At 70.3% G+C, this 25,231-nt stretch carries 20 protein-coding genes; 8 read left to right on the plus strand and 12 right to left on the minus strand.

The features are described from left to right. Positions 1 to 128: 128 nt before the first annotated feature. Both AB0J16_RS49990 and AB0J16_RS49995 read left to right on the plus strand, forming a co-directional pair. Positions 129 to 584: a hypothetical protein gene (locus AB0J16_RS49990; protein ID WP_358553443.1), complete on the plus strand. Its 456-nt coding sequence runs from the start codon at positions 129 to 131 to the stop codon at positions 582 to 584. A 175-nt stretch (positions 585 to 759) separates the two neighbouring features. After that, entirely contained in the window at positions 760 to 1,077 is a 318-nt protein-coding gene (locus AB0J16_RS49995) for a hypothetical protein (RefSeq protein WP_358553445.1), read from the plus strand. A 985-nt stretch (positions 1,078 to 2,062) separates the two neighbouring features. Here AB0J16_RS49995 and AB0J16_RS50000 read toward each other — a convergent pair. Both AB0J16_RS50000 and AB0J16_RS50005 read right to left on the minus strand, forming a co-directional pair. Further along, positions 2,063 to 3,655: a competence protein CoiA family protein gene (locus AB0J16_RS50000; RefSeq protein ID WP_358553447.1), complete on the minus strand. Its 1,593-nt coding sequence runs from the start codon at positions 3,653 to 3,655 to the stop codon at positions 2,063 to 2,065. 161 nt (positions 3,656 to 3,816) lie between these two features. After that, positions 3,817 to 5,514 carry an acyl-CoA dehydrogenase family protein gene (locus AB0J16_RS50005; protein ID WP_358553449.1) on the minus strand — a complete coding sequence of 566 codons (1,698 nt, stop codon included), beginning with the start codon at positions 5,512 to 5,514 and terminating at the stop codon, positions 3,817 to 3,819. Positions 5,515 to 5,544: 30 nt separating this feature from the next. On the opposite strand from AB0J16_RS50005, the gene AB0J16_RS50010 reads away from it, so the two are divergent. After that, positions 5,545 to 6,261, plus strand: a complete 717-nt coding sequence (locus AB0J16_RS50010) for a PaaX family transcriptional regulator C-terminal domain-containing protein (RefSeq protein ID WP_358553451.1) — start codon at positions 5,545 to 5,547, stop codon at positions 6,259 to 6,261. On the opposite strand, the gene AB0J16_RS50015 is transcribed toward AB0J16_RS50010, so the two are convergent. From AB0J16_RS50015 to AB0J16_RS50025, 3 genes are all read right to left on the minus strand, one after another. Continuing rightward, positions 6,251 to 7,285 carry a hypothetical protein gene (locus tag AB0J16_RS50015; protein ID WP_358553453.1) on the minus strand — a complete coding sequence of 345 codons (1,035 nt, stop codon included), beginning with the start codon at positions 7,283 to 7,285 and terminating at the stop codon, positions 6,251 to 6,253. The two genes, AB0J16_RS50010 and AB0J16_RS50015, sit on opposite strands and share 11 nt — an antisense overlap. 63 nt (positions 7,286 to 7,348) lie before the next feature. Next, positions 7,349 to 8,746, minus strand: a complete 1,398-nt coding sequence (locus AB0J16_RS50020) for a glutamate--cysteine ligase (protein ID WP_358553455.1) — start codon at positions 8,744 to 8,746, stop codon at positions 7,349 to 7,351. A gap of 36 nt (positions 8,747 to 8,782) precedes the next feature. Next, positions 8,783 to 9,493: an SDR family oxidoreductase gene (locus AB0J16_RS50025; RefSeq protein ID WP_358553457.1), complete on the minus strand. Its 711-nt coding sequence runs from the start codon at positions 9,491 to 9,493 to the stop codon at positions 8,783 to 8,785. Between the two features lie 101 nt (positions 9,494 to 9,594). On the opposite strand from AB0J16_RS50025, the gene AB0J16_RS50030 reads away from it, so the two are divergent. From AB0J16_RS50030 to AB0J16_RS50040, 3 genes are all read left to right on the plus strand, one after another. Further along, complete coding sequence (locus AB0J16_RS50030; protein ID WP_358553459.1) at positions 9,595 to 10,425, plus strand: helix-turn-helix transcriptional regulator; 831 nt, start codon at positions 9,595 to 9,597, stop codon at positions 10,423 to 10,425. Position 10,426: 1 nt separating this feature from the next. Further along, complete coding sequence (locus tag AB0J16_RS50035) at positions 10,427 to 11,464, plus strand: zinc-dependent alcohol dehydrogenase family protein (RefSeq protein WP_225289754.1); 1,038 nt, start codon at positions 10,427 to 10,429, stop codon at positions 11,462 to 11,464. Between the two features lie 95 nt (positions 11,465 to 11,559). Next, positions 11,560 to 12,165 (plus strand): response regulator transcription factor, encoded by a 606-nt coding sequence (locus AB0J16_RS50040; RefSeq protein WP_225289753.1) that lies wholly within the window; start codon positions 11,560 to 11,562, stop codon positions 12,163 to 12,165. A gap of 64 nt (positions 12,166 to 12,229) precedes the next feature. On the opposite strand, the gene AB0J16_RS50045 is transcribed toward AB0J16_RS50040, so the two are convergent. The 6 genes from AB0J16_RS50045 to AB0J16_RS50070 form a co-directional block, all read right to left on the minus strand. Continuing rightward, positions 12,230 to 14,212, minus strand: a complete 1,983-nt coding sequence (locus tag AB0J16_RS50045; RefSeq protein ID WP_358553461.1) for a prolyl oligopeptidase family serine peptidase — start codon at positions 14,210 to 14,212, stop codon at positions 12,230 to 12,232. Next, positions 14,209 to 15,963, minus strand: a complete 1,755-nt coding sequence (locus AB0J16_RS50050; protein ID WP_358553463.1) for an ABC transporter ATP-binding protein — start codon at positions 15,961 to 15,963, stop codon at positions 14,209 to 14,211. Before AB0J16_RS50050 ends, AB0J16_RS50045 begins: the two co-directional genes overlap by 4 nt. Beyond that, a complete protein-coding gene (locus AB0J16_RS50055; protein ID WP_358553465.1) occupies positions 15,960 to 17,669 on the minus strand; it encodes an ABC transporter ATP-binding protein in 1,710 nt (569 codons plus the stop codon). Before AB0J16_RS50055 ends, AB0J16_RS50050 begins: the two co-directional genes overlap by 4 nt. A gap of 91 nt (positions 17,670 to 17,760) precedes the next feature. Next, positions 17,761 to 17,892 carry a SapB/AmfS family lanthipeptide gene (locus AB0J16_RS50060; RefSeq protein ID WP_357642972.1) on the minus strand — a complete coding sequence of 44 codons (132 nt, stop codon included), beginning with the start codon at positions 17,890 to 17,892 and terminating at the stop codon, positions 17,761 to 17,763. Between the two features lie 3 nt (positions 17,893 to 17,895). Further along, the gene (gene lanKC, locus AB0J16_RS50065; protein ID WP_358553467.1) at positions 17,896 to 20,457 is read right to left on the minus strand and encodes a class III lanthionine synthetase LanKC; all 2,562 of its coding nucleotides are present in this window, start codon (positions 20,455 to 20,457) and stop codon (positions 17,896 to 17,898) included. Positions 20,458 to 20,530: 73 nt separating this feature from the next. After that, entirely contained in the window at positions 20,531 to 21,706 is a 1,176-nt protein-coding gene (locus tag AB0J16_RS50070) for a histidine kinase (RefSeq protein ID WP_358553469.1), read from the minus strand. Positions 21,707 to 21,869: 163 nt separating this feature from the next. Between AB0J16_RS50070 and AB0J16_RS50075 the strand changes: the two genes are divergently transcribed. Next, positions 21,870 to 22,838: an aldo/keto reductase gene (locus AB0J16_RS50075; RefSeq protein ID WP_358553471.1), complete on the plus strand. Its 969-nt coding sequence runs from the start codon at positions 21,870 to 21,872 to the stop codon at positions 22,836 to 22,838. Positions 22,839 to 22,993: 155 nt separating this feature from the next. Continuing rightward, positions 22,994 to 24,676 (plus strand): DNA polymerase/3'-5' exonuclease PolX, encoded by a 1,683-nt coding sequence (gene polX / locus AB0J16_RS50080; protein WP_358553473.1) that lies wholly within the window; start codon positions 22,994 to 22,996, stop codon positions 24,674 to 24,676. Between the two features lie 127 nt (positions 24,677 to 24,803). Here the strand turns inward: polX and AB0J16_RS50085 are convergent, their stop codons facing one another. Beyond that, complete coding sequence (locus AB0J16_RS50085) at positions 24,804 to 25,169, minus strand: hypothetical protein (protein WP_358553475.1); 366 nt, start codon at positions 25,167 to 25,169, stop codon at positions 24,804 to 24,806. Positions 25,170 to 25,231: the final 62 nt, after the last annotated feature.

Below are 25,231 nucleotides of genomic sequence, written 5' to 3' on the forward strand. Positions count from 1 at the left end.
CACGCAGAGACATCGAGTGACTACGGAAGTGCAACGTAAGTGCGACAGCCGGTCGTATCCGGCCGGGCCGGAGCTGGCCATGCTCGAAGGGCGAGCCAAGAACCCTGACCACGGTAAGGACGGCTACCTTGTGGACACTCACCGAACAACAGGATGTGGATCATCCGATCGTCTACGGGTACCTGCGGCTACACCGCTCGACGCCTGAGCGGCAGGCAGCGCTGACGGTGACCCTCGCCCAATACTGCGACCAGCACGAATTGCGGCTCTGCGGAATCTTCACCGATCGAGGAACCGCGTTGGTGGACGCCCCGGCATTCGCCGGCCTGCTGGACGTCCTGCTCCTGTCGGGCGCCTACGGGGTGGTCCTGCCCACCGCACACCATCTGGGCGAGAAACACGTCGCCGCTCGGCAGCGGGAACAGCTCAACGCGATTGGGGCACGGCTGCTGTTCGTACGTGGCCCTCTCCGTACGGCCACCTTCACGGCCGACTGGGACATCCACAGCCCGGACGCCATTCGGAGCACCAATGACCGCGCTGAGGAGACATCAGACCTGGCCGACGTCCCCCGGAGAAGTTGAGCACGGCCTGGCAGCCAACAGCCGCGGAGATACAAGCCCGAAGCGCTGTGCTACCACGCCGAGCGCGAGCGGCCCGGTGTAGTCGTCCCCGCCGTATCGCGCCTTCGGCGCAGGCCGAGCGGTTGCTTCGGTCGGCCTGCGCCATCAGAACGTCCCTGTTACCAAGGAGGAGCCCATGCTGGCCAGTGAGGCCGAAATCGCCGCTGACACGGCAGCGAGGAGGCAGGTAGCAGACCTTCAGCGCCGCGCCTGCGGCTGGTTCTTTCTGATGTACTCCCTCTACTGGCGCCGCTACATCGCCATCTACATGGGGGAATCCGATCACAGCATCATCCTCCAGGCAGATGACCCAGACGAGCTTTGGCAGCTCATGGATGGCGTGGCGCCGCCTGATTGGCAGGCGGACCGTCTACCGCATCTTGTTGTGGGGCGGCGCTCCGAAGGCGGCAGTGTTCAAGATGCTCTTCCCGGGCTCCAGAGGGGGCTCGGGTGACAAGACGAGACGTGGCCAGGCAGGCGACCCCGTGCGCAGTCGGGGATGCTACGCCGCGTCTTGGCGCGGCCGGTCGGGGACAGCTCATCCATGGCCGACCGCGCACTCCGGCACGGGCCTTGCCCAGCCCGCGCCGCCTACAACTCGCAGTCCCACGGTGGAGCCCCTGGCCGCCAGGGGCCGCGAGCCACAACTCCCGGCCGTCTTCTCTTCCCCTGGACGCCGCCTCATCGGGCGCCGTTGAGCAATCGGCCGGGACCGAGGGAGGCGGTTTTGGGCGACCATCTGGCCGCCTCCCTCACCCCCTCTGGGCGTACAACACCGGGGCGCCCTACGGGAAGGACACGCCATGGACGCCGGTTACGCTCTGGTACTGGTTCCCCTGGCGCGCCGATCAGCCCGGTGGACGACGTCCTCGCGGCGGCGGACCGGGTCGAGCGAGTGCTCGCCGAGGTCGGGCGGCCGACTCCGTGAACGACGCGGCGGCGTAGACCGCTCCGGGGGCATCCCCGCCGTCGCGCCTTCCATCCGATGACCTCGTACGAAGCCGTTCGGGAGGGACCGGCGTCGTGCGACGCGGCGGCATGGCCACGGGGTGCGTCACCATCCCGGACAACCATGCCGCCGCAACCATGAAGGGCTGACATGTCGATTCCGCCGGAATTTCACGGGGTGCATCTCGCGCCACTCGGTGCTGTCCACAAGCAAATCGAGTGGGATCTTCCCACTTCGCGTACAGCCAGGGTGCGCGTACGCCGCCACACCTGCTGTTGCGGGAACATTCAGTTTGAGCTCTGCGAGGCGGGCGGGCTGATGTTCATCCGCCGTCTGGAGTCTTCTCACGACGGCGGCGTTGTAGTTCACGAAACGGAGCGGGTACGGACCGCGCAGGCCGTACATCTGTGGGACCTTCTTCTGCGCGGTCAGGCTGGTTGATCGAGGTCCCTAACAGCCTTTCGGAAACCCCTGGCTCGCCTCTCCCGATTTAGCGCAAACCGAGTCGTCGTTTGCGCTTGGTGAGCCGGTCGAGCTCCTCTTGATACTCAGCTGACGGCAGCCCGTCCAGGAATCGCTCCAACGCCTGGCACACCTCCCTGGCTTCTCGGAGCTTTCTCTGCGAGACCGCTTGCTCGATCATGCCGAAAAGGATGGCCACCTGGTTTCTGTCCACGTGGGCCGCCTTGGACGCTCGCGGTTTGGAACGGGCCGATGCGGGCGCTGGCAATGGGATCGCTTTCGGGGGCTTGCCGGAGCGCATCTTGGCCGGCTCGCTGCTGCGCTCCCGTTCAATCTCGGCTTCTCGGACGATGTTCCGCTGTCGATTGAGCCGTTGGTCCGCCTCGCTCCGCTCCGTCGCGCCCAGCCGCTCCATAAGGGCTTCGACCTCCTCGTACAGGCCGGCCCAGGTGTCGGCATCCCGCTGCGTCTCTGCGTACTCCAGCGTCGCCAGAATGGCCTGCGTCCTTGCCCATGCATCCGAATTGGTCTGGGCAGGTTCCTTCGATTCCTCATCCACCTGATCCGCGTCGTCAGCAGGAATGAGGACAAGGTCTTGTACCTGGAGCTTCCACACGATCTCGGTGGATCCCATGGGGGACGTTGCGGACAAGAGTGCAGGACCAGCGACTATGTGAGAGCGACCGATGACTGGCGCCGAGTCCGCTTCCGCGATGATCACGCGGACCGATGTCGTGGGTAGAACGAAGTCCGTACACGCGATATCGGCATCGATCTCGCGATGTGTCATCGTCCTTCCCGAACGGGGAATGAGGGTGAGCGACTCCTCGTGCACAGCGAATCCGACCGCGGCAAGGGGATGAGGCACCGCTGCCCCCTGCTTTGGCTTCTCGATTGACGCGGCCCTTGTGTTCGCTGGCTCGGCCGTCGATGGCCAGTAGGGAGCCTGCGTCGTTCGGTTCCGAGGAAGCTCGGCCAGGTGCGGGGTCCGGACGCGCCCGCGTTCGTCAATCGTGCAGTCCTGGAGATTCGCCCACAGCGGGATCTTGCCACCGACCTTCGTTCCGATTTTGACGATGCGCTGGAACCCGTCGGTTTCACAGCCGACAACGAACGCATGCCCCTGGCGCTTGGTCATGTGCCGGACCATGGGAACCGACGGAGCGAAAAGCCACTCGACGCTCCTGTGTGATCGCCGGAGTTGGGCATCCCGCTGAGGCCATTTGCCGTTCGAGTCTTCGCGCAGGTCATTGCGGAGCGCAACGGCGATCAGACCGCCCTTGGCCATTTCGATCGTCATACCGGTGCATGAGCCTCCCTCCCGGGGGACCGAGCCCTCCAGGTGCACCGCCTTGACTTGGTGGCCACACCGCCTCAACCAGTCGGTGAGCTCCTGCCGGATGTACAGATGGTCGGCGCTCTGCTCATCAGTGCTAGACCGTCGGCAGTTCACGGGCCCATCACTGCTCTCCGGGTGGTGGGCGAAGTGCGGCACCCGCACCGGACCGATGCGCGTGTACAGCTCCTTACCGCAGCCGCCCAGCCACTCTCCGCAGAAGAACCGCTTCGCGCTGTACTTCCGCCGAAGCAATTCGGCGTCGACCCGCTCGAACGGCATCATGATCGGCTGGTGCGAGCCGGGTAACCCGAGAACAGCAGTTTGGACCTTCCGAGTGTCGCGCATTTCAACCTCCGAGATGTGGGCAGCATGGCGATCCGCCCGAGTACTCACCTCGTGGGCTGGAACAGCGGCGGAACAGGGCACCGAAGGCCCTGTCCCCATCAGAGTGTGAGAGCGCCCGCAAGAAGATCGTCAAAGCGGTCCAAGCCCTCTGCCGGACGGTCGATCCCCCGCAACGGACCATGATCGACGAGGTGCGCGTCGGCGTAGAGCCGGGCCACCAGCGCCTTGCGGTCGGTGCCGAACTCCCGCGCCTCCCATGCCGCCTGCTCCAGCAGTAGCGCCGCCGCGTAGACATCCGCCATGTACGTGGCCAGCGCGAACAGCTGCGCCTCCGCCGCGACGGGGTCCAGGGAGGACCAGGCGGTGATCGCCTTTCGCAGGTCCTCGATGCGGCCGCGGACGAGAGACGCTGTCTCAGGGTCGACGGACGAAGCGGGGTCGACGGCGGAGACGAGCCGGTCGAGGAAGGGCTCGTGGGCGTTCTCGCGCAGCATCGCCCGCCGTACGTCGAGGCACAGGATGTTGTCGCCGCCCTCCCAGATCGGATTGACCTGGGCGTCGCGCAGCAGCCTGGCCACCGGCCACTGCTCGATGTAGCCGTTGCCGCCGTGCACCTCGATCGCGTCGCTGGCCGCCGTGACGCCGAGCCGGGCCGCCCGCAGCTTGATCAGGGCGGGCACGATGCGCAGGCGCGGTCCGACGAGGCCGTCGAAGACGAGCGCCTGGGCCGCCTCGACCTCGACGATCAGCTCGGCCAGCTTGCGGCGCATCAGCGGCTGTTCGATGAGCGGCCGGCCGAACGCCTCGCGAGAGCGCGCGTAGCAGAGCGACTCGACCAGGGCGCGTCTGGCCACGCCGGCACCCATCATCGCCACGCCGAGCCGGGAGGCGTTGGTGAGCTTCATCATCGTGCCGAGCCCCGAGCCGGAGCCGCTCCCAGCCAGCAGGAACGCCTCCGCGTCGGCGAGCTCCACCTCGGCCGACGCGACGGAGCGAGTGCCGAGCTTGTCCTTCAGCCGCCTGATCCGCACCCCGTTGCGCGAGCCGTCACGGCGCTCCCACAGCACCAGGAACGGCGCCACGTCACCCTCGGGAAGCCGGGCGAGCACGACGAAGGCGGAGCCGTTGGCGTTCGAGGCGAACCACTTGAGCCCGGACAGCAGCCAGGAGTCGCCGTCCGGCACCGCCGTGGCCTCCAGGGCGGCCAGGTCGGAGCCGCCGGTCCGCTCCGTGAACATTTGAGCGGCCTCACCGGAGTAGAAGCCGTTGGCGAAGATCGCCCGCACCCGGTCACGTACGTCCTCAGGTGCGTGCCGTTCGGCCAGGGAGACCACCATGTCCCCGCCCGTTCCGAGCGCGCAGCCCATCCCGATGTCGGCCTGGTCGAGCAGGTACGTCCAGGCAGCGGCGAGTGCGGCGGGATTCGCGCCGTTCGCCCGAGCCTCGTCGGCGAACGCCGGTGCGGTGAAGTTGTTGGTCATGAGGGCGTTCCTGGCCGTGTGGAAGGAGGGCGGCATCACGACCTCGCTGACGTCCCTGCCCCACTTGTCGTACTTCTCCAGCCGTGGCGGGTGCCGATCGGTCTCCTCCGCGCACTCGGCCACCGTGCCGCCCATCAGCGCGCCCAGCTTGTCCAGGTACGGCGTGGCCCAGGCGAAGCCGTCGCCCAGGTGGCGCCGCATGAGCAGTTGCAGCGTCGGATCGCAGCTCCACCAGTTACGCCCCGCGGCGCCCTGATAGCGCTCGGTCGCGTAACGGTCGCTGCCGTCGATCGATTCGATGAGATAGCGCCCCATACCCCGGACATTACATATACTCGACACGCGATGGAAGAGCGTAACAATCTCAGTGCGAGGTCGGCTGTGCTGAGCGCGCTGCTCGGCAGCCATCCGCCCCGGCTGGCCGCCCGTCACCTGGTGCGCATCGGCGCGCTGTTCGGCATCGCCGAGGGGACCGTGCGGGTGGCGCTGTCACGCATGGTGGCGGCCGGCGACCTGGTCCAGTCCAGCGGCCGCTACACGCTGTCCGACCGCCTCATCGAGCGTCAGGGCAGGCAGGACGAGAGCCGCGACCCGCACACCAGATCGTGGGACGGCACCTGGGAGATCGCGGTCGTGACGGCCGAGCGCCGCGCCCCGGCCGACCGGGCCGCCTTCCGGCACACGATGATCGCGCTACGCCTGGCCGAGCTCCGTGAGGGCACCTGGCTGCGCCCGGCCAACCTGCTGCGGCGCTGGCCGGAGAGCGTCACCGCGCAGTGCACGCTGATCGACGGCCGCCCGCACGACGACCCCACGCCGCTGCTGTGGGACCTCGACGGCTGGGCGGGCGAGGCGCGCCGGCTGGAGAGCGCGCTCGACCGGGCCGAGGGCCTGACCGAGGGGTTCCTGGTGTCGGCGGCGGTGGTACGCCACCTGCTGGCCGACCCGCTGCTGCCTGAAGAACTGCTGCCCGGTGATTGGCCCGGCCCCCGGCTGCGCGCCCGCTACGACGACTTCGACCGCCGCTACCGCGAACTGCTGTACCAGCACCTCACAGATTGACCGCGAAGATCACCCGCTTGTTCCTGAACTCGGTGACGCTCCACAGTCTGCCGTCCTGCACGGTCAGGTCCTCCGGCCCGATGGGATACGGGCGGGTGACGAGCTTACCCTCGGTGCTGACGTGCAGCTTGCCGTTGGTGTTGCCGTCGGCCGCCTGGCTCATGTACCACTTGCCGCCGCTGGAGAGCGCACCCTGGATCTTCGGCAGACCCATGACGTAGGCGTCCCTGGGGACGCCGCCGCTGAGCTCCAGGTCCCATCGGGCGACGCGGCCGTTGGCGTCGTTCTCGTGGTATTCGCCGCAGACGAGGGTGTGCGGGGTGGTGCTGCGGTCGATGGAGGCGAACGAGAAGAGGGCGCCGGTCGTGGCGAGGCGCCAGGAGTCGCTCTGCGGGATGACATAGCGGTAGCCGAACGCGTGGTACTTGCCGCCCTGGCGGCCGATGCGCGTCGGATCACCCAGGTCGTTCTGGGCGGTACGCAGGTCGAGCAGGTGGTTGAGGTCGAAGACCCGCAGCCCCTTGCTCGTGTCGGCCACGTAGAGCAGGTCGCCGTGCCAGGCCACGCCGCCCGCGTGGATGTTGATCGCCCCGTACGACCCGTCGGGCTTGGCCTCGACGAGGAGCGCGTGCTGGTACTTCAGCGTCTGCGGGCTGAGGAAGCTCACCCTGATCCCGCGTTCGACCACGGGCGCCTCTGGCTTGAAGTACCAGCTGGCCACGAACACCGGGACCCCCGCCGAGCCGGAGTCCTCGCCGCAGGTCAGGCCCTGCGGATACCAGTCGGTCGTGTCCTGGTCCTTGGCGTCGAAGGCGTACCAGTCGACCGGTTTGGGGTTCATCGAGCCCAGCGCCCCCGTCGCCCCCTTGTGTACGCCGGTCCGGTTGGCGTGGGCCAGCACCGCCTCTACAGAGACGGCGCCGATGCCGCTGGCCAGCTTGGCCGCCCCCTCGGCCAAGGTGCCCGTAGCCCTGCGTAAGGTGAAGGGCGTCTTGTCGATCGGAACGATCCCCGGTGCAGCCATACTTCCCTCGCTTTTCCGTCGATGTCTCGTGTATTCGACGGATCGGCGGGCGGGAAAGTTCGGCTAGCTCCAGGTATGTACGGGTTGACCGGAAAGGGCGAGCTCGTGATACCGCCGTACCAGCCGCTCCGCGTCGCCACCGAACTCGGCCAGCGTTTCGCGCTGCCACGCCGCTCCGGTACGGCGCAGCCGGGTCCGCTGCCTGATGACGTCGAGCGCGCCGTCGGCGTCCGACGGCGCGACCCCGGCCGCGAGCAGCCCCTCCCTGGCCTCGGGCAGCAGCTCGAGCACGAGGTCGGCGGCCGCGAAATCGCCGTCCCGGCCGGGCCAGGACAGCTTTGCGTCGAGCCCGTGCATGGCGGCCCGGTAAAAGTTCTGGTACGCCTCGGCGAACGCGTACTCGGTGAGGTCCCGCTCCGCCTGCGACATCGTCAGCCCGATGAGGAACGCGGTGTTGGCCGCCATGTCCGCGCAGGACGGTCCCGCGGGCAGGGCGCGCATCTCGATCCGCAGGTGGCCGCCGTCTGACGGGTCGTAGACGGGCCGGTTCCAGTGCCAGATCGTGCCCTGGTGCAGCCGCAGCTCGGGCACGTCCAGCGGGTCGGGGTTGTCCGTCATGTCGGGCAGGACAGGGTCATAGTCCCGTACGTACCGCTCGAACAGCTCGTAAGCCCCCTCGCGCACCCAATCAGACCCGAACGTGACCCGGCCGTCCTTCCGATAGCGCCGTTCCAGGTCCCGGTCGTCGGCCGCCTCCTCCATCAACGCGATCCTGGTCTCCTCCCGCAGCTGCCTGCCGAGGAAGAACGGCGAGTTGCCGCAGGCCGCCAGCACCGGCCCGGTGGCCAGCTGCGCCGCGTTGAACAGCCGGGCGAACCGGTCCGGCGGCGTGCGGATGTGCACCTGCCACGAGGTGTTGGCGCTCTCCAGGATGACGTCCTCGACCGCCAGCTCCAGGTCGTCGATCTTGACCAGGAACGGCTCCAGCCGCAGCCGCCGCAGCCCTCGGCTCATCGCCCGGTAGCGGTTCTGGTCGCTGATCGCCTCCTTGGTGAAGTCGTCGGCGCTCAAGGTGGGCAGAATCCCGATGGGCACCGCGCCGCCGCCCTCGACCGCCCGGTCCACGCTCGTCAGAGTCTCCTGCACCTCCGCGCCCAGCTGCTCGAACGGCCGCCCCTCCAGCGGCAGCGGAGTCAGGTTGACCTCCAGGTTGAAACGGCCGAGCTCCAGGACCACGCGGGGGTCGCCGAGCGCGTCGCGCACCTCGGCGTTGCGCGGCAGCGGGCGGCCCGCCTCGTCGATGAGGAACAGCTCCAGCTCCGCGCCGATGGTCGTCGGCCCCTCGCCGAAGCCCGGCCTGTCGAGCAGCTCGCGCAGCACGTCCAGCTGCTCGTGGAGACGCTCTCCGAAGCGGGTGTACTCCGCTTCGGAAAACCGCTCTTTGTCCAAATCTTGTCCCATAGCCTCCTTACTGTCCGGACATCTCCCTTCCACACCTCACCAAGTCAGCGGGCCGTCTTCGTCCAGGAAGGCGCCGGTCGGGCCGTCGGCGTCGAGGGTGGCCATCCGTACGGCGATCGTCGCGCCCTGCTCGGGTGTGCGGTGGCCGGAGTGCCCGTTGAGGTCGGTGGCGCAGTAACCCGGGGTGACGGCGTTCACCTTGATCGAGGTGTCCCATAGCTCCTTGGCATAGGAGACGGTGATCATGTTGAGCGCGCTCTTGGAGGAGTTGTAGGCCATGAGGTTGCGCTCCCAAAGGCGGCTGTCCGGGTCCATCACCATGGACAGGGAGCCGAGCTCGCTCGACATGTTCACGATCCTGGCCGCCTCGGCCCGGCGCAGCAGCGGCAGCATCGCGTTGGTCACGGTGACCACACCGAACACGTTGGTCTCGTACACCTGCCTGAGCTCGTCAGCGCTGCTGGCGCTGGGGCGCGGGTCCTCCGCCCAGACCATGACCCCAGCGTTGTTCACCAGGATGTCGAGCGTGCCGTACTCCTGCTCGATCCACTTGGCGGCGGCCTGCACGCTGTCGGCGTCGGTCACGTCGAGCCGCACGTACGGCTGGCCGATCCGCTCGGCGGCGGCCCGGCCGCGCTCCTCGTCGCGCGCCCCCACGATGGCGGTGACGCCGCGCTCGCCGAGCAGCCGCGCGATCTCGAAGCCGATTCCCTTGTTGGCACCTGTGATGAGGGCAGTTGTCGTCATGGCTCAACGCTCGCGCGGATCGGGCCGCAGCGTGAGAGACCTCCTTAGGCTGGGATCGGCGGTACCACCCAAGGGGCCACGATCTGCCCGAAGATAGTGGGATGGACCGCACCAAACTCGCCGAGTTCCTCCGCAGCAGGCGCGCCCGCGTCACGCCCCGTGACGTGGCGCTGCCCGAGGCCGGACGCCGTCGCACGCCGGGCCTGCGCAGGCAGGAGGTCGCGCAGCTCGCGGGGATGTCGATCGACTACTACATCCGGCTGGAGCAGGGCCGCGGGCCCCATCCGTCGCGCCAGGTGCTCAACGCGCTGGCCAGGGCGCTCATGCTCAGCCAGGACGAGCGCGGCCACCTGTTCAACCTGGCCGGCCAGGCGCTGGAGACGCCGCGCATCAGGGCCGACGTACCCGAGGCCATCCTGCACCTCATCTCCTTCCTGGAGGAGGTGCCCGCCTATGTGGTCGACGCCAAGTACGACATCCTGGCCTGGAACCCGCTCGCCGGCGTGGTCATGGGCGATCTCGACGCACGCTCGCCCGACGATCTCAACGTCATCCGCTGGGTGTTCCGCTCCTCCGACGTCGGCGGGTACTTCGAGGACGAGGAGAGGAGCCGCTTCGCCCGCGGCTCCGTGGCCGACCTCCGCGTCGCGGCGGGTCGTTACCCGGATGACCAGGGCCTCCAGGCGCTGGTCGCGGAGCTGCTCGCGTTGAGTCCCGAGTTCGCCGAGATCTGGGCCAGGCACGAGGTGGCGGTCCGCCGGCACAACACCAAGCGCCTCGACCTCCCGGACCTCGGCGTCATCGACGTGACCTGCCAGGTCCTGGCCGTGCCGGACCGCGAGGACCTGCGCCTGGTCATCTACACGGCCGAACCAGGTTCACCCTCGCACCAAGCCTTGCGCAAGCTGCGGCAGTTGACCCTAAGCTCATGAGATGCGAGCCGTTGCGTTTGACCTGTTCGGTGGGGAGCTCGACCTGCGCGAGCTGCCCGACCCCTCCCCGGCGCCGCACGGGGCGGTGATCAGGGTCGAGGCGACGGGCCTGTGCCGCAGCGACTGGCACGGCTGGCAGGGCCACGACCCCGACATCCGCGTCCTGCCCCACGTGCCGGGGCACGAGCTCGCGGGCGTCGTGGAGGCGGTCGGCGCCGAGGTGCGCGGCTGGCTGCCCGGCGCCAGGATCACCGTCCCGTTCGTGTGCGCCTGCGGATCCTGTACGGCCTGCGCCGCCGGCCAGCAGCAGGTGTGCGAGCGGCAGACCCAGCCCGGCTTCACCCACTGGGGCTCCTACGCCGAATACGTGGCGATCGACCACGCCGACGTGAACCTGATCCCGGTCCCCGAGGAGATGGCCTACGTGACGGCGGCCGGGCTCGGCTGCCGCTTCGCCACCGCTTTCCGCGCCATCACGCAGGTGGGGGCCGTACGGCCGGGCGAGTGGGTGGCCGTGCACGGCTGCGGCGGGGTCGGCCTGTCCGCCATCATGATCGCCACCGCGGCCGGAGCGCGCGTGGTGGCCGTCGACATCAACACCGACGCGCTCCAGCTCGCCGAGCAGGCGGGCGCCACACACTTCGTCGACGGCTCGGCCGGTGACGCGGGCGCCCAGGTCAGGGAGCTGACCAGGGGCGGGGCGCATCTGTCGATCGACGCGCTGGGCAGCCCCCAGACCTGCGCGGCCTCCGTCGAGAGCCTGCGCCGCCGCGGCCGGCACGTACAGGTCGGGCTGCTGCCCGGCGCGGCGACCCCGGTGCCGATGGACCGGGTGATCGGGCACGAGCTGCGGCTGCTCGGCAGCCACGGCATGGCCGCGCACGACTACGCGCCGATGATGGAGATGATCAGGGCCGGGATCCTGCACCCCGACCAGCTCGTCACCCGGACCATCGGGCTCGCAGACGCGGGCAAGGCCCTTTCCTCGATCGGCAGCGTGCCCGGCGTGACGATGATCACCCCGCGGTTCCCCCTGTAGCGGCCGCTTGGTATGCCGCTGACCGCTTTGCAGCGGATGCCGGATACGTCAGACTTGTAAACTGGCAGGCTTGCTGGCTGACCGTGAGGACAACAGTGATCCGAACCTTGCTCGCTGAAGACATGCATCTGGTGCGAGGAGCGATCGTGGCATTGCTGGCCTATGAGGAGGATATCGAGATCGTCGCGGAGGTCGACCGGGGTGATCGCATCCTCCACGTCGCCCAGACGGTCCGGCCCGACGTCGCCGTGCTCGACGTCGCGCTGCCCGGCAAGGACGGGCTGGAGGCCGCCGGTGAGCTGCACGACAAGCTCCCGGAGTGCGGCGTGCTCATCCTCACCGGCGTCGGCACTCCCGGGCTGTTGAAGCGGGCCCTGGACGTGCACGTGCGGGGGTTCATGGCCAAGGACGCGCCGCCCGGCCGGCTCGGCGACGCCATCCGGAGGGTGGCCGCCGGGGAGCGGGTCATCGACTCCGAGCTGGCGATCGCCGCGATGAGCCCACCGGAGGCGCCGCTGACGGAGCGGGAGCTGGACGTGATCGGGGCCGCGGCCGAAGGGGCCACGGTGTCGGAGATCGCCGCGTCGCTGTTCCTCGCGGAAGGAACGGTCCGAAATTACCTCCACCGGAGTACGGCGAAGCTGGGGGCGCGCAGCCGGATCGACGCGATCCGCATCGCCCGCGAGTCCGGCTGGATCTGACCCCGCCCGCTGAGGACCCGGCGACTTAGGGCGTCGGTTCCAGGGCGGTGCGCGTGGGGAGGGCTCAGGGCATCGGTTCCAGGCCCGTGTGGGCGGCGGCGAAGGCGAGCACGTCGGCGGCCAGAGCGATCGATCTGCTGATCGCCCTGGCCCCGTGGCCGACGTCGCGCTCGTGGCGCAGCAGGATCGGCCGCTCTCCCGCCGTCGCCCATTGCAGGGCCGCGCACATCTTGCGCGCGTGCATCGGATCCACCCGCGAGTCGGCGCCGGAGACCGTGAACAGCGTCGCCGGGTAGTCGGTCCCCTGGCGTACGTGGTGGTAGGGCGAATAGCCGAGCAGCCAGCCCAACTGCTCGGGAAGGTCCGCGGAGCCGTACTCACCGGTCCAGGCGGCCCCGAGCCCCGACCGCTCGTACCGCACCATGTCCAGCAGCCCCGCGGAACACACGACGGCGGCGAACAGCTCCGGCCGCCGCGTCATCGCCGCCCCCACGAGCAGGCCGCCGTTCGACTCGCCCCAGACCGCCAGCTGTCCGGGCGTCGTCCACCCGTCGGCGATCAGCTTCTCGGCGGCGGCGGTGAAGTCCTGGAAGACGTTCTGCTTGCGGTCCAGCATGCCGTCGCGGTGCCACGCCTCGCCTTCCTCGCCGCCGCCGCGCAGGTTGGCCACGGCCAGCACGCCGCCCGCCTCGACCCAGGCCAGGGAGTCGGCCGCGTACCCGGGAGTGAGCGACATCCCGAACCCGCCGTAACCGGTCAGAATCGTCGGACGGGGGCCGCCGGGGTGCGGGCCCGCCACGACCACCATGCGGACCCGGGTCCCGTCTGCGGAGACGTACTCGAGCTGGTGACTCTCCACCCGCGAAGCCCCCACCGCCGCGCCGCTCGCGGCCGGTGACCAGCGGGTCGTCGTTCCCTGGCGGGCGTCGTGGCGCCAGACCTCCGCCGGGGTGACCGCGTCCGTGTAGACGAACCACGCCTCGTGGCCGCCGCCGGGGCGCGCGGTCAGCGAGGCGATGGAGCCGCTGCCGGGCAGCGGCACGGTGCCGGTGCGCTCACCCGTGGCGGCGTCGTGGACCGCGAGCTCGCCGACCGCGTGGCGGGTCCTGGCGATCAGCAGCCGGCCGCCGTCGAGCAGCGTGAACGTCCCGAGGACGGCCGCGGGGTCCTCGGGTACAAGCTCCTGCCACGCGGCGGGGGTGGCCGGGTCGGCGACGCAGAGCCGGCGGCGGGGCGCGTCCTGGTCGGTGAGGATGTACAGGCGGCCGTCCGGGCCCATCGCCGCCGCGGCGCGCGCCGCCACCCCTTCCTGGATCACCTTCAGATCGAGGTGCTCGGGCGGGCCGGCGGACAGGTCGGCGAGGTAGAGGTCGTTCCGGGCGGGGGTGCCCGCCGAGATCACCAGCCAGCGGCCGTCCGCGCTGATCTGCAGGCCGTACGAGAGCGCGCCGCGCGTGAAGACCTGGACGTCGCCGCCGTCTCGCCTGTGCAGGTGTACGCCCTGATGGAAGCGGACGTAGAAGAACTCCCTGCCGCCGGGCAGCCAGGCGACCGGTGAGTAGCGGCAGCCGCCGATCGGGCCGTCGACGATCTCGCCGGTGGCGACGTCCATGACGTACAGGTCCGCCCGCTCGTCCCCGCTCCTCGACAGCTGGTACGCCAGCAGCCGCCCCTCCCAGTCGGGCTGCCAGTCGTCCAGCGTGGTGAGACCGGTGGCGTCGAGCTCCATGGGATCGAGGACGGCCCGGTCGTCGCAGTACAGCACCGGATGCTCCTGGCCCGCGGACTGGGACAGGTGGAAGCGCCGGTCGCCGCGCCATACCGGCGGGGTGGTCATCCCTGTGACGCTGAGCTCGGTCAGGCGCTTCTGGAAGTGCTCGCGGAGGGGCAGGCCGGCGGCGTGGTGCCGCCAGAGCCGGTCCTGCTCGGCCTGCCAGCCTCGGGTGGCCGGATGGGCGTCGTCCTCCAGGCGGCGGTAGGGGTCGGTGACGAGGTAGCCGTGCAGCTCCTCGACGAGGGACAGACGCTCTGCGTCCGGATATTTCATGACACGGGCTCCGGTTGCCAGTGGCCGGCCAGGTCGGCGTAGGTGGGTGAGAGGCGCATCAGCTCGTCATGCGTGCCGACCATGGCCTGGCCGGCGTCCATGAGCAGGATGCGGCGGGCGCGCGTGGCCGAGGTGAGGCGGTGGGCGACGACGATCAGCGTGCCACCCCGCTCCGCGAACGCGGCCTCCACCCGCGCCTCGGCTGCGGGGTCGAGGTGGCAGGTGGCCTCGTCCAGGATGACCAGGCGGGCCGGGGCCAGGTAGGCGCGTACGAGGGCGATCAGCTGACGCTGTCCGGCGGACAGGGCGCCGGGGTCGAGCTCAGGCTCCATGTCCGCCAGCAGGCCGGTGGCGCCGAGCGCGGTTACGGCGGCCTCGACCTGGTGGGGCGACGCGTCGCTCAGGTAGGTGAGGTTCTCGTGCGGCGAGCCGCGGAAGACGTACGCCTCCTGGGGGATCAGCACCCGCGCGGCGGGAGGCACGTCGGCGGCGGGCACTCCGCCGATCCGGACGTCACCCGCGTCCGGCGGGAGAAGGCCGCTGACCAGGGCCGCCAGGGTGGACTTACCGGCGCCGCTCGGGCCGACGACCGCCAGGTGATCGCCCTCGGGGATGTCGAGATCGAGACCGTCGATCACCGCCTCGGAGTGCGGCCCGTAGGCGAACGTGACTCCTCTCAACCGCACGCTGCCCGTCGGGGCCTCGGACGCCCGCCCCGGCCCTGCCCCCGATCCCTCAGACGACCGCGCTGAGCCGGTCGTGGGGATCGATCCCAGGACCACGGGCGGGATCGGCGCCGGGACCAGAGCTGGGAGGCCGGAGGCGGCGATGCGGCGGAGGGTGGCCACCAGGCTGACGCCGCTGACGCCGAGGCCGTGAACGAGGCCGTTCAGGGCGGGGGCCAGCGACTGGGTGACGTAGGCCAGGGCGCCCACGACGACGCCCGCGCCCATGCCGCCGCTGAGCAACCAGGGCGTACCGGTCAGGAGGAGCACCACAGGCAGCCAGGCGCCGACGGCGAGGGCGATCGTGCGCGCGGCGGTCACGCGGGCCAGCGCGCGCGCCGCCGACGCCTGCGCCTCGACCCGCTCGGCCAGCGCCGCGCCCACGCGGTCCTCCGCCCCGCAGGCCACGATGTCGCGCAGCCCCCCGGCCATGCCGGTCATCGACTCGGCGAGCAGTTCGTCGGCCATCAGGAACGCCCGCTGCCGCCGCGCCAGAGCCGGCAGGGACACCAGGAACAGCCCCAGCCCGGCGACGAACGGCGGCAGCACCAGCACCGCCGCCTGCGGAGCCAGCGTGAGCAGCCCCAGCACCACGCTGACCACGGTGAACGCGAACCCGCGCACAGTGGTGATCACCGCCGCGAAAGCGTCCCTGGCCAGCTCCACCTGGAGACCGGCCCGGGTGACGGCGGCGGTGTCCGGGCGGGCGGTCACCGATCGGGCGGCCCGGCGCATGGCTCCGCCGACCACGTGAGCGAGCAGGTCGTCCCGGAACGGCTCCGCGACCGCCGCCACGGCGAGAATGATCTGGCGGGCGGCGACGGCGGCGACCAGCCACGCACAGCCGAGCGCCGCCAGCCAGACCAGCCCAAGGGCGGGACGGCCCGCCGCGAAGCCGTCCTCGATGGCGCGGGCGACGGCGTGCCCGATGAGGAACGCGGGCGCCGCCTCCAGCACCGACCACAGACAGAGACGCACCAGCGCGTACGGCCGCCGCCGCAACGCCTGCCAGAGCAACCGCTTCATGAGACGTCTCCCCGGGGTCCGCGGGATTCCTGGGGCCCCTGGAAGACGGCCCGGTAGTGCGGGTTCGCCCACAGTTCGTGGTGCGGCGCGTGGCCGAGCACCCTGCCGTCCTCCAGCCAGACAACCCGGTCGGCGCGGGAGGCCGTGGTGAGTCGGTGGGCCACGATGAGCCGGGTCCGCCCCCGGGGGTCTGCGGTGAGGGCGTTGCCGACCTGGCGTTCGGTGACGGTGTCGAGGCTGGAGGTGGCGTCGTCGAGCACCAGCAGGCGTTCTCCCTGCGCGAACGCCCTGGCCAGGCCGATCCGCTGCCGTTCGCCGCCGGACAGCGGGGTGTCGGCCATGGGGGTCGCGTACCCGCCGGGCAGGCGGCGGATGAACCCGTCGGCGCACGCCGCCGTCGCCGCCGCGGGTACGACCCCCTGGTCATCCGCTCCGAGCCCGATGGCCGCGCCGACGGTGTCGCCGACCAGGACCGGCCGTTCGAAGGCGTACCCGATGGCCCGTCTCAGCTCGGCGCGGTCCAGCTCCGGCAGCGGTACGCCGTCGAGCAGCACCGTTCCCCCGGCGGGGTCCGCCAGCCGCGCCGCCAGCGCGGCCAGCAGCGACTTGCCGGATCCCGAACGCCCCACCACGGCCGTGACCGACCCACCGGCGATCACCAGGTCGTCCACGGCCAGACCGGGCATCGTGACCCCCCGAAACGCCACGCTGCCGAGCCCGGCAGGTGGTCTCGAGGTGCCGTACCGGGTGGCGGGCAGGCCGAGGACTTCGGCGACGCGTTCGGCCGCCGCGCGCGCCCTGGCCAGGCCGCCGATGTGGCCGAGCGCGGTGCTCAGTGCCGCGCCCAGGACCGCGTACCTCGCCGCCGCGTACAGTTCGCCGATCGTGAGCTCGCCGGCGGCCAGCCGGAGTCCGCCCACGGCGAGTACGGCCGCCTCCACCAGCGGCACGACGAGGCCCGCCTGGACGCCGGCCGAGGCGTTCGCCCGCCACAGCGCCATGCCGTGGGCCCGTAGCCGGTCCATGGGCGCCAGGACCCGGCGCGTCTCGCGGTCGGCGGTCCCGGCGGCGGCGATCGTCCGGGCGCCGCCGAGCGCGTCCACCAGCCGGGCGGCGATCTCGCCCTGTACCTCCTGGTAGCCGCCCGCGATCGTGGTCGTGGCCCGGAGAAAGGCCCGCAGGACGAGCAGGATGAGCGCGATCCCGGCGACCAGCGTCGCGGTCAGCACGGGGTCGATGAGCGTGAGCGCCACCAGGGCGCCGAGCGTGGGGACGAGCAGCGCCAGCGCGCCGGTCACGGATTCGGGCGCCCGACCGGCCTCTTCGGTGTTCAGGCCGGCGCGGGTGACCAGCTCGCCTTCGGGGAAACGGCGGGTCGCGGCGGGGCCGACGCCCAGGACGTGACGCAGCACCGACAGGCGCAGCCGGGCGGCCGCGTACGCGCTGCTCGCGCCGCGTGCCCAGACCCCGGCGCTCTCGCAGAGCATGATCGCGGCCACGATCACCGCGCAGGCCGTCAGCCAGGACGCGGTCTCGGGCCGGGCGGAGACGAAGCCGTCGACGGTACGGCCGACCGCGTAGGGCAATGCCAGCTCGGCGGCCGCGCCCCCGATCGCCGTGACCGCGAGGACGGCGGGCCATGGGCCGCTTCGCCGTACCGCGTCCATCACCAGCCGGTCTCCGGCCCGCACGACCGTCTCCTTCATCTGGCGCCTCCTTCATCTGGCGCGACAGAGGAAATGCCAGTGACCAATCCCCGCGCCGCCGTAAGCGACGCGGGGATCGGCGCTAATGTGATCAGTGACAAAGTGCGACACTGAGGTTGCTCGGGTGGCCTGACTGACACGTCAGAGCGGTCAGGGTGCTGCCGCCACTGGCGACATCGCTGCCGGCCGGGGTCTCGAGACCCTGCAGGTCGAGAAGTACCATGGTTTACACCTCCTTCTGGGACTGGTTGGAGACAGGCCGCCGGTCGGCGGCGGCCTCGAGGAAGGGCAGGCGTCCCGGCTGTTCGCCCATCACTGTGCCGAGGGCGAACAGGACGCCTGCCGTTCCGGTCGCGAAATCCATGGAGAGGCGCAGCAACTGGTCGCCGGGGAAGGCCAGACCTCCGCCGTACGGCAACGCGTGCCAGCGCATGCCCTTTACCTGGGCCTCGGACCCGCCGTCAAAGTCGAGCCCGCAGCCGAGCGCGGCGACGATGCCCGCGCGCCCGGTGAACAGCCCCGGCTGGACGAAGAACCCCGACCGCGCGACCAGCCGCAGCTCACGCAGCGCGGTGGCGAACTCCTCGTCCTCCCGGTGCGTCAGGTAGCGGGCGAGCACCAGGCCGATCCCGACGGACCCCTCGTCCAGGTACGGCAGCAGCCGCCAGCCCTGGTTCACCTGGAGTGAGCCGTCCTCGGCCGCGCGACAGCGGCGCAGGTCCTGCCGGAGCGCGACGGCGGCCAGGTCGAGCAGCGCCGAGTCACCGGTGCGCTCGTAGGCGTGCAGGAACAGCAGGGCGGGTCCGCAGGAGCCGTACATGAGCCCGGCCCGCGGATTCGTGCCGCCACTGAGCTCAGGGACGTCGTCGGCGCCGCCGAGCCGGTCCGCGCAGATGTCGACCGCTCGCAGCGCGCTGCGCTCCAGTTCGGGCTCGCCCAGGTGGAAGAGGTTCAGCCCGATGCCGGACAGGCCGGAGAAGAGGGCCGATTCCAGGCCGTCCCATTTCTCGCGCAGACTGATCTCGACCACGTCGAGCGCGTCCTGCCGGTGGCCGAGCAGGTCAAGGGTGTAGGCGATGCCGTGCAGGCCGTCGTAGAAGCCGAGGCCGGAGCCGGACACCGGGCGCTTGGCCCGCGCGAGCAGCCAGCTCTCATACTCGGGGAAGCGGCCGGCTCCGGTCGCGGCCAGGGCGTACAGGACGCCGGCGGCGCCGTAGGCGAGGTTCAGGCCGCCGCCCGGCTGGAACTGGGCCACGTCGCCGGGGAAGAGCCGGTCGTCGCGTCCGGGCGTCGCGGATGTCGTGATGGCCCGGCACATCGCGGCGCGTAATTCGGGCCAGGTGGCGCTGCCGGGCATCGGCAGGGCGCGCATCTCGCCCTCGTCGCGGTCGTCGCCCGCTATCGTGGACACGGCCGGTGCGATCTCGCGGGTGAAGGTGTCCGCCACGATCTCGCCGAGGTGCGCGACCTTGGCCCGGTGCAAGGGCAGCATGATGGTGCACTGCGGGGCGAACAGCCCGAGGCGCAGGCAGGCCATCGCGTACCTGTCGACGTCGGTGCCCCGCCGGTCGGCCGGCGCCGCGTACGCCGGGTGGGCCAGCGCGGCGCGGCCGCCCTCCTCGGCGAGCGTGGCCACCTCGTAGTCGATGAGCACGACCCGGCCGCTCTCGGTCAGCAGGATGTTGTCGGGATGCAGGTCGCCGAAGACCACGCCGCGCTCGTGCAGCGACGCCAGCGCCCGGTCCACCCGGTCCAGGGTGTCGAGGGCCCAGTCGGTGTAGCCGGCGAGGTCGTCCGGCGTGCACGTCGCGCGGGTCAGCGGGTATCTGTGCACCAGGCGGCGTTGCAGCGTGGTCCCGTCGACGAACTCCTGCACCAGGAAGTGATGCTCACCGAGGGTGAAGTAGCCGAGCAGCTCCGGCGCGGCGGGTAACCCGGCCAGGCGGCTCAGTATGTCGCGCTCGTGCGTCAGCCGCGCCACCGCGTCCCGTCCCGCGTTGTCGAGCCCGGCGTACGGCCTGGCCTCCTTCAGCACGACCCGGTCGCCGGTTCGCTGGTCGCGGGCGAGGTAGACACCGCCGCCGTTGGAGAAGTGCAGCACGTCCTCGATCGCGTACGGCAGGCCGGTCGTGGTCACGGCGTTGCGCGCGGCGAGATGGGGCTCGAGGAACTCGGGCAGCGTGGTCCAGGACGGCACCGAGAACGTGGCGCCCCGCACGTCGGGCACGAGCTGTCCGCCGCCGTCCTCGACGGCCAGCACCCGCTCACCGCCGGACAGGCAGTGCCGCTCGGCGAAGCCCCCGTAGCGGACGAACAGCGGTCCCTCGCCGTAGCGCAGGTCGCTCAGGATGTACGGGCCGCGTACGTCGCGCAGGAGTTCGTGCAGCTCTTTGAGAACGAGTTCGAGCTGACTCTCGTCCCTGGGATAAATGGTGACCAGTTTGCCGCTCGACGCCCTGGAGGCGGCCTTGGAATTGAGCATGACCAGGACCGGCAGGCCGCGCAGGAACTTGAACGCGATCCCGCGGGGCAGGCAATAATCCCAGACGGCGGCCAAGGCCCGTTCCGCGTCGTCCACGCGGGCCGAGACGTGAATCTTCCAGCCCTGGGAGGGCAGGGGCGCCACGCCGCCCGGCGCGTAGTAACACCAGGTCTCCGTCGCCTCGTGCAGCCATCCCTCGGGGACCGGCCGGTGCGCGATGGGAAAGTCGGCGTCCTCGGCGGTGCTGTGCTCGAGGGTGTCGTAGAAACGACCATCCGCGAGGCAGTACAGCTCATACTGGTCCATCCGGCGCGACCTCCCGTGCGTTGTCATTAAGAGAATGGCAACGCACGGGCAAGGCGTCTAGTAACACACGACATTACCGAGGCGTGCTTACCTCATAGCCATTTGTGAATTTCACACGTTTGTTTATCTGGGGCACATATACCGAGAAGGTGAATTGCCCGGTGCGGACCGCGGTGATCTCCAGCCAGCCGCCCACATCGGCCATTCGCTCGGTCAGGTTCATCAGCCCTTGGCCCGACTCTCCCGTCCTGCGTACCGGGTGGACGCCGTCGTTCTTGATCGACAGCCGGACCAGTTCGTCGCGTTCGAGCAGCTGGATGGCACATTGTCGCGCCTCCGCGTGGCGCAGCACGTTGGTCACGCCTTCGCGCAGGGCGTGCGTGAGCGCGTCGGCGACGTCGCCGGGCAGGTCGGGGCACGCCACCCGGATCTGGCACCGCACTCCCACCGACTCCAGCAGGGCGCGCGCCGAGCTCATCTCCACCTCTAGCGAGGAGCGCCGCCCGCCGTGGGCGACGGCCCGTACGTCTCCCGCCAGGGTGCGCAGCAGTTCGAGGGTCTCGCCGACCTCCAGCTTGGCCTTCTCGTTCTCCTCGTCCACCAGCCGATCGATGAGCTGCGTCTTCAGGACCAGGGCGGTGAGCCGGTGGCCCACCAGGTCGTGCAGGTCCCTGCTGAAGCGGCGGCGTTCGAGCGCCACGGTCGTACGGATGGCGTCGGTTCTGGCGGAGGCCAGCCACTGCGCCCGCGCGGCCAGGCTCACCAGGGCGTACTCCATCAGGCCGAGCACCGGGGCGGCCAGCGCCCACCCCCGGTCGGCGAGCCCCTCATGAGGAGCCGCGAGCAGGACCGGCCCACAGCACACGGCCAGCGCCACCAGCGTGGCCGACCTGATGCGCCCGGCCACCACCAGCAGCGCGCCGGCCAGCAGCCCGCACATCGGCGTCCACGCCGCCCCGAACAGGGCCAGCGGCACGAACGTCAGCCAGGCCTGCACGCCGACCAGCCACCACCCCCCGGGCCTGCCGGCCAGCGTCCCCAGCACGAACCGGGCGTGCACGGCCAGCAGGAGGAGCAAGGCCACCGAGGCGGCCGATGAGAATCCCGAGCCGGCGAGCTCTGCCTGCACCGGAACCGTCACGGTGAGCAGCCCCGCCATCAAGGTCAGCCAGGCCATGTCCAGGGGAGACGAGGGAATGTCGCCGAGAAGACGTAGCCGGGGAGCCGGCTCGCTTCCTAATCCATTCACTTGTCCCCCGTTGCGCTGCGTCACGAGCACCGAACCGTCCGTTGTCCCTCTCCAATCGACCCGATGTACCGCGTTCTGTAAAGCGCAATGTCGGCTTCGAGCAGAACTTTCTGCCCGCACCCGCCTGACTTAGGCCGCGTGACGTCGTCATAGGGTTGCGGCTATGGATTACAGACGACTTGGTGACACCGGCCTGCGGGTCTCGCGCATCTGCCTCGGCATGATGAGCTTCGGAGATCCGGCCAGGCAGGAGTGGGCGCTGCCCGAGGACCAGGCCGAACCGCTCGTCCGCCGGGCCGCCGACGGCGGGGTCACGTTCTTCGACACGGCCGACGTTTACAGCGCCGGCGAGAGCGAGGTCGTGACCGGGAACCTGCTGCGCAAGATCTTCCCCAGGCGCGAGGACTACGTACTGGCCACCAAGGTCTATTTCCCGATGGGCAAGGGGGGCAACGACCGGGGCCTGTCGCGCAAGCACATCTTCGACGCGATCGACTCCTCGCTGCGCCGGCTGGGCACCGACTACGTGGACCTCTACCAGATCCACCGATGGGACGACGAGACGCCCATCGAGGAGACCATGGAGGCGCTGCACGACGTGGTCAAGGCGGGCAAGGTCCGCTACATCGGGGCCTCGTCGATGTGGGCGTGGCAGTTCGCCAAGGCGCAGCACGTGGCGCGGGAGAACGGCTGGACCAGGTTCGTGTCCATGCAGAACCACTACAACCTGCTCTACCGGGAGGAGGAGCGGGAGATGCTCCCGCTCTGCGCTGACCAGGGCGTGGGCGTGATCCCGTGGAGCCCGCTGGCACGCGGCGTGCTGGCCCGCGCGGGCGCGGCCCAGTCGACGACCAGGACCGGCTCCGACGCGCGCATCGACGCCCTCTACGACCCCGACAACGACCGGCTCATCCTTGACCGGGTGGCGGAGCTCGCGCGCGAGCACGAGCTGCCGGCCGCCCAGATCGCCCTGGCCTGGCTGCTCCAGCAGCCGGCCGTCACGGCCCCCATCGTGGGCGCCACCAAGCCGGGCCACGTGGACGACGCGCTCGGCGCGATGTCCGTGTCGCTTTCCGACAAGGACCTGGCCTCCCTCGCGGAGCCTTACCGGCCGCGCGAAGTGCGCATGTAGCTCGTACAGCCTTTAGCTCGTACGGCCTTTAGCTCGTACGGCCTTTAGCTCGTACGGCCTGCCTGGGTGGGAGCGGGCGGCCGCCGAGTCGCTCGCGATCGTCGGCGCCCGCATCGCCGTCGCCGTTTGTCGGAGGGGATCCCTAAGCTGGCTCCATGGCTAGGGCTAACGATGATGCGGCGGCGGCGCTCTCCGAATACGCGGAGCTGTTCGCGCTGACCGGTGGCGACGCGTTCCGGGTGCGGAGCTACCAGAAGGCCGCTAAGGCGATCGCCGGGTTCCCCGAGGACATCTCGGTGGCCGACGTGCGGAGCGTGCCGGGCGTGGGCGAGGCGATCGCCAAGAAGATGGAGGAGTTCCTGCAGCGCGGGAGCTTCCGCCAGCTCGACGACCTGCGCGGGCGGGTGCCCGAAGGGGTGCGGCGGCTGACCCGCGTGCCGACGCTGGGGCCGAAGACGGCGATCATGCTTTTCGAGGACTACGGCATCGACTCGCCCGTGGCGCTCGGCGAGGCGATCACCGCCGGGCGGCTCGACGGCGTCAAGGGGCTCGGCCCCAAGACCCTCGCCAACCTCCTCAAGGGCATCGAGCAGCTCGAGCAGTCGGGCCGCCGGGTGCACATCGGCGTCGCGATGTCCCTGGCCGAGCAGGTGATGGCCTCGCTAAAGGCCGAGCGGCTGGCCTACGCCGGGTCACTGCGGCGGATGAAGGACACGATCGGCGACATCGACATCCTGGCTGTGGCGCCCGAGTCCATCATGGAGGACTTCCGCGCCCAGCCCTATGTCGCGGAGATCATCGCGGCGGGCGACAAGAAGACGTCGATCCGCACGACGTCGGGCCTTCAGGTGGACCTGCGCGTGGTGCCCGCCCAGTCGTGGGGCGCGGCGATGCAATACTTCACCGGCTCGAAGGAGCACAACGTCGCCATCCGGGAGATGGCGGTGAAGAAGGGCTGGAAACTCTCCGAATACGGACTGTTCGAGGGTGAGACGGTGATCGCCTCGGAGTCCGAGGAGGACATCTACGCCGCGCTCGGCATGCAGTTCGTACCCCCGCCCATGCGCGAGGACGGCGGCGAGGTGAAGGCCGCGCTCCGCCACGAGCTGCCGGATCTCCTCCAGCTCCCCGACCTCAAGGGCGACCTGCACACGCACACCAACCTGACGGACGGCATCGCCTCGCTGGCCGACATGGTCGCGGCGGGACACGCCCGCGGCTACCTCTACTACGCCATCACCGACCACGCCCCCGACCTGGCCATGCAGCGGATGACCCTGGACAAGGCACTGGAGCAGCGGCAGCAGGTCGCGGAGCTGCAACAGAAATATCCCGACATGCGGCTCCTGCACGGCACCGAGCTCAACATCGCCCCCGACGGCTCCGTCGACTGGCCCGGCGAGATCCTCCGCGAATTCGACGTGTGCGTCGCCTCGGTCCACTCGCACTTCGGCATGTCCCGCGACGAGATGACCCGCCGCTTCATCGCCGCCTGCGAAAACCCGTACGTGGACATCATCGGCCACCCGACCACCCGCAAGATCGGCAAGCGCCCGCAGGTGGACGCCGACTGGGACGCCGTCTTCCGCGCGGCCGGCCGCACCGGGACGGCCATGGAGATCGACTCCTTCCCCGACCGCTCGGACCTGCCCGCGGACCTGGTCCGCCTGGCCAAACACCACGGGGTGAAGTTCTCGATCGACAGCGATTCACACGCCATCCCCCACCTGGCCAACCAGCGGTTCGGCATCGGGATCGCCCAGCGCGCCTGGCTGACCACGGATGACGTCATCAACACCTGGCCACTGGAGCGCCTGCTCGCCTTCCTCGGCCGGTAGGCGCGACCATCGCCCGCTCACCTTCCTCAGCCAACAGGCGCGACCGTCGCCTGCTCGCTTTCGTCGGCCGACGGCGCGGCCATCGCTCGATCGCCCGCGTGGAACGGGCTCAGGCGCGGTGATCTCTTCAAGACACCCCCTGAGCCGCCGCGCCGCGCGACTTCTTCGCCACCTCGAACCTCAGGTGCGTGGCGAACGGAGACTCCAGCACCCGAGTCCGGTGCGGCCGGACCTGCTCGCTCCCGATCTCGAACATCCCGGTCCCTTCCGTCAGCGGCACGGGCGCCAGACAGATCCGCAGGTCGTCGACCTCGCTCCCGATCTCGAACATCCCGGTCCCTTCCGTCAGCGGCACGGGCGCCAGACAGATCCGCAGGCCGTCGACGGAGCCCGGCACGTAAAAACCGCCGTCCCACATCGGCCCCGCCACCGATCGCGACGCCCCGACCTCCAGCCACCGCCCGAACCCGCGCCAACGCACTCCCAACACCATCAGTGACACGCCAACACGCCCTCAAAACCGTCGGTGACGAACGTGAACGGCGGGCCGTCCCT

Origin of the sequence: Nonomuraea sp. NPDC049750, assembly GCF_040659625.1 — a bacterium.
Lineage (GTDB): Bacteria > Actinomycetota > Actinomycetes > Streptosporangiales > Streptosporangiaceae > Nonomuraea.

Bases quoted from the DNA above. Each gene is read 5' to 3' on its own strand.
- AB0J16_RS50050 (WP_358553463.1), bottom strand. From the start codon at position 15,963: ATGAAGCGGTTGCTCTGGCAGGCGTTGCGGCGGCGGCCGTACGCGCTG.
- AB0J16_RS50010 (WP_358553451.1), top strand. From the start codon at position 5,545: ATGGAAGAGCGTAACAATCTCAGTGCGAGGTCGGCTGTGCTGAGCGCG.
- AB0J16_RS50030 (WP_358553459.1), top strand. From the start codon at position 9,595: ATGGACCGCACCAAACTCGCCGAGTTCCTCCGCAGCAGGCGCGCCCGC.
- AB0J16_RS50005 (WP_358553449.1), bottom strand. From the start codon at position 5,514: ATGGGGCGCTATCTCATCGAATCGATCGACGGCAGCGACCGTTACGCG.
- lanKC (WP_358553467.1), bottom strand. From the start codon at position 20,457: ATGGACCAGTATGAGCTGTACTGCCTCGCGGATGGTCGTTTCTACGAC.
- polX (WP_358553473.1), top strand. From the start codon at position 22,994: ATGGCTAGGGCTAACGATGATGCGGCGGCGGCGCTCTCCGAATACGCG.
- AB0J16_RS50060 (WP_357642972.1), bottom strand. From the start codon at position 17,892: ATGGTACTTCTCGACCTGCAGGGTCTCGAGACCCCGGCCGGCAGCGAT.
- AB0J16_RS50025 (WP_358553457.1), bottom strand. From the start codon at position 9,493: ATGACGACAACTGCCCTCATCACAGGTGCCAACAAGGGAATCGGCTTC.
- AB0J16_RS50045 (WP_358553461.1), bottom strand. From the start codon at position 14,212: ATGAAATATCCGGACGCAGAGCGTCTGTCCCTCGTCGAGGAGCTGCAC.
- AB0J16_RS50000 (WP_358553447.1), bottom strand. From the start codon at position 3,655: ATGATGCCGTTCGAGCGGGTCGACGCCGAATTGCTTCGGCGGAAGTAC.
- AB0J16_RS50075 (WP_358553471.1), top strand. From the start codon at position 21,870: ATGGATTACAGACGACTTGGTGACACCGGCCTGCGGGTCTCGCGCATC.
- AB0J16_RS50035 (WP_225289754.1), top strand. From the start codon at position 10,427: ATGCGAGCCGTTGCGTTTGACCTGTTCGGTGGGGAGCTCGACCTGCGC.
- AB0J16_RS50085 (WP_358553475.1), bottom strand. From the start codon at position 25,169: ATGGTGTTGGGAGTGCGTTGGCGCGGGTTCGGGCGGTGGCTGGAGGTC.
- AB0J16_RS50055 (WP_358553465.1), bottom strand. From the start codon at position 17,669: ATGAAGGAGACGGTCGTGCGGGCCGGAGACCGGCTGGTGATGGACGCG.
- AB0J16_RS50015 (WP_358553453.1), bottom strand. From the start codon at position 7,285: ATGGCTGCACCGGGGATCGTTCCGATCGACAAGACGCCCTTCACCTTA.
- AB0J16_RS49995 (WP_358553445.1), top strand. From the start codon at position 760: ATGCTGGCCAGTGAGGCCGAAATCGCCGCTGACACGGCAGCGAGGAGG.
- AB0J16_RS50020 (WP_358553455.1), bottom strand. From the start codon at position 8,746: ATGGGACAAGATTTGGACAAAGAGCGGTTTTCCGAAGCGGAGTACACC.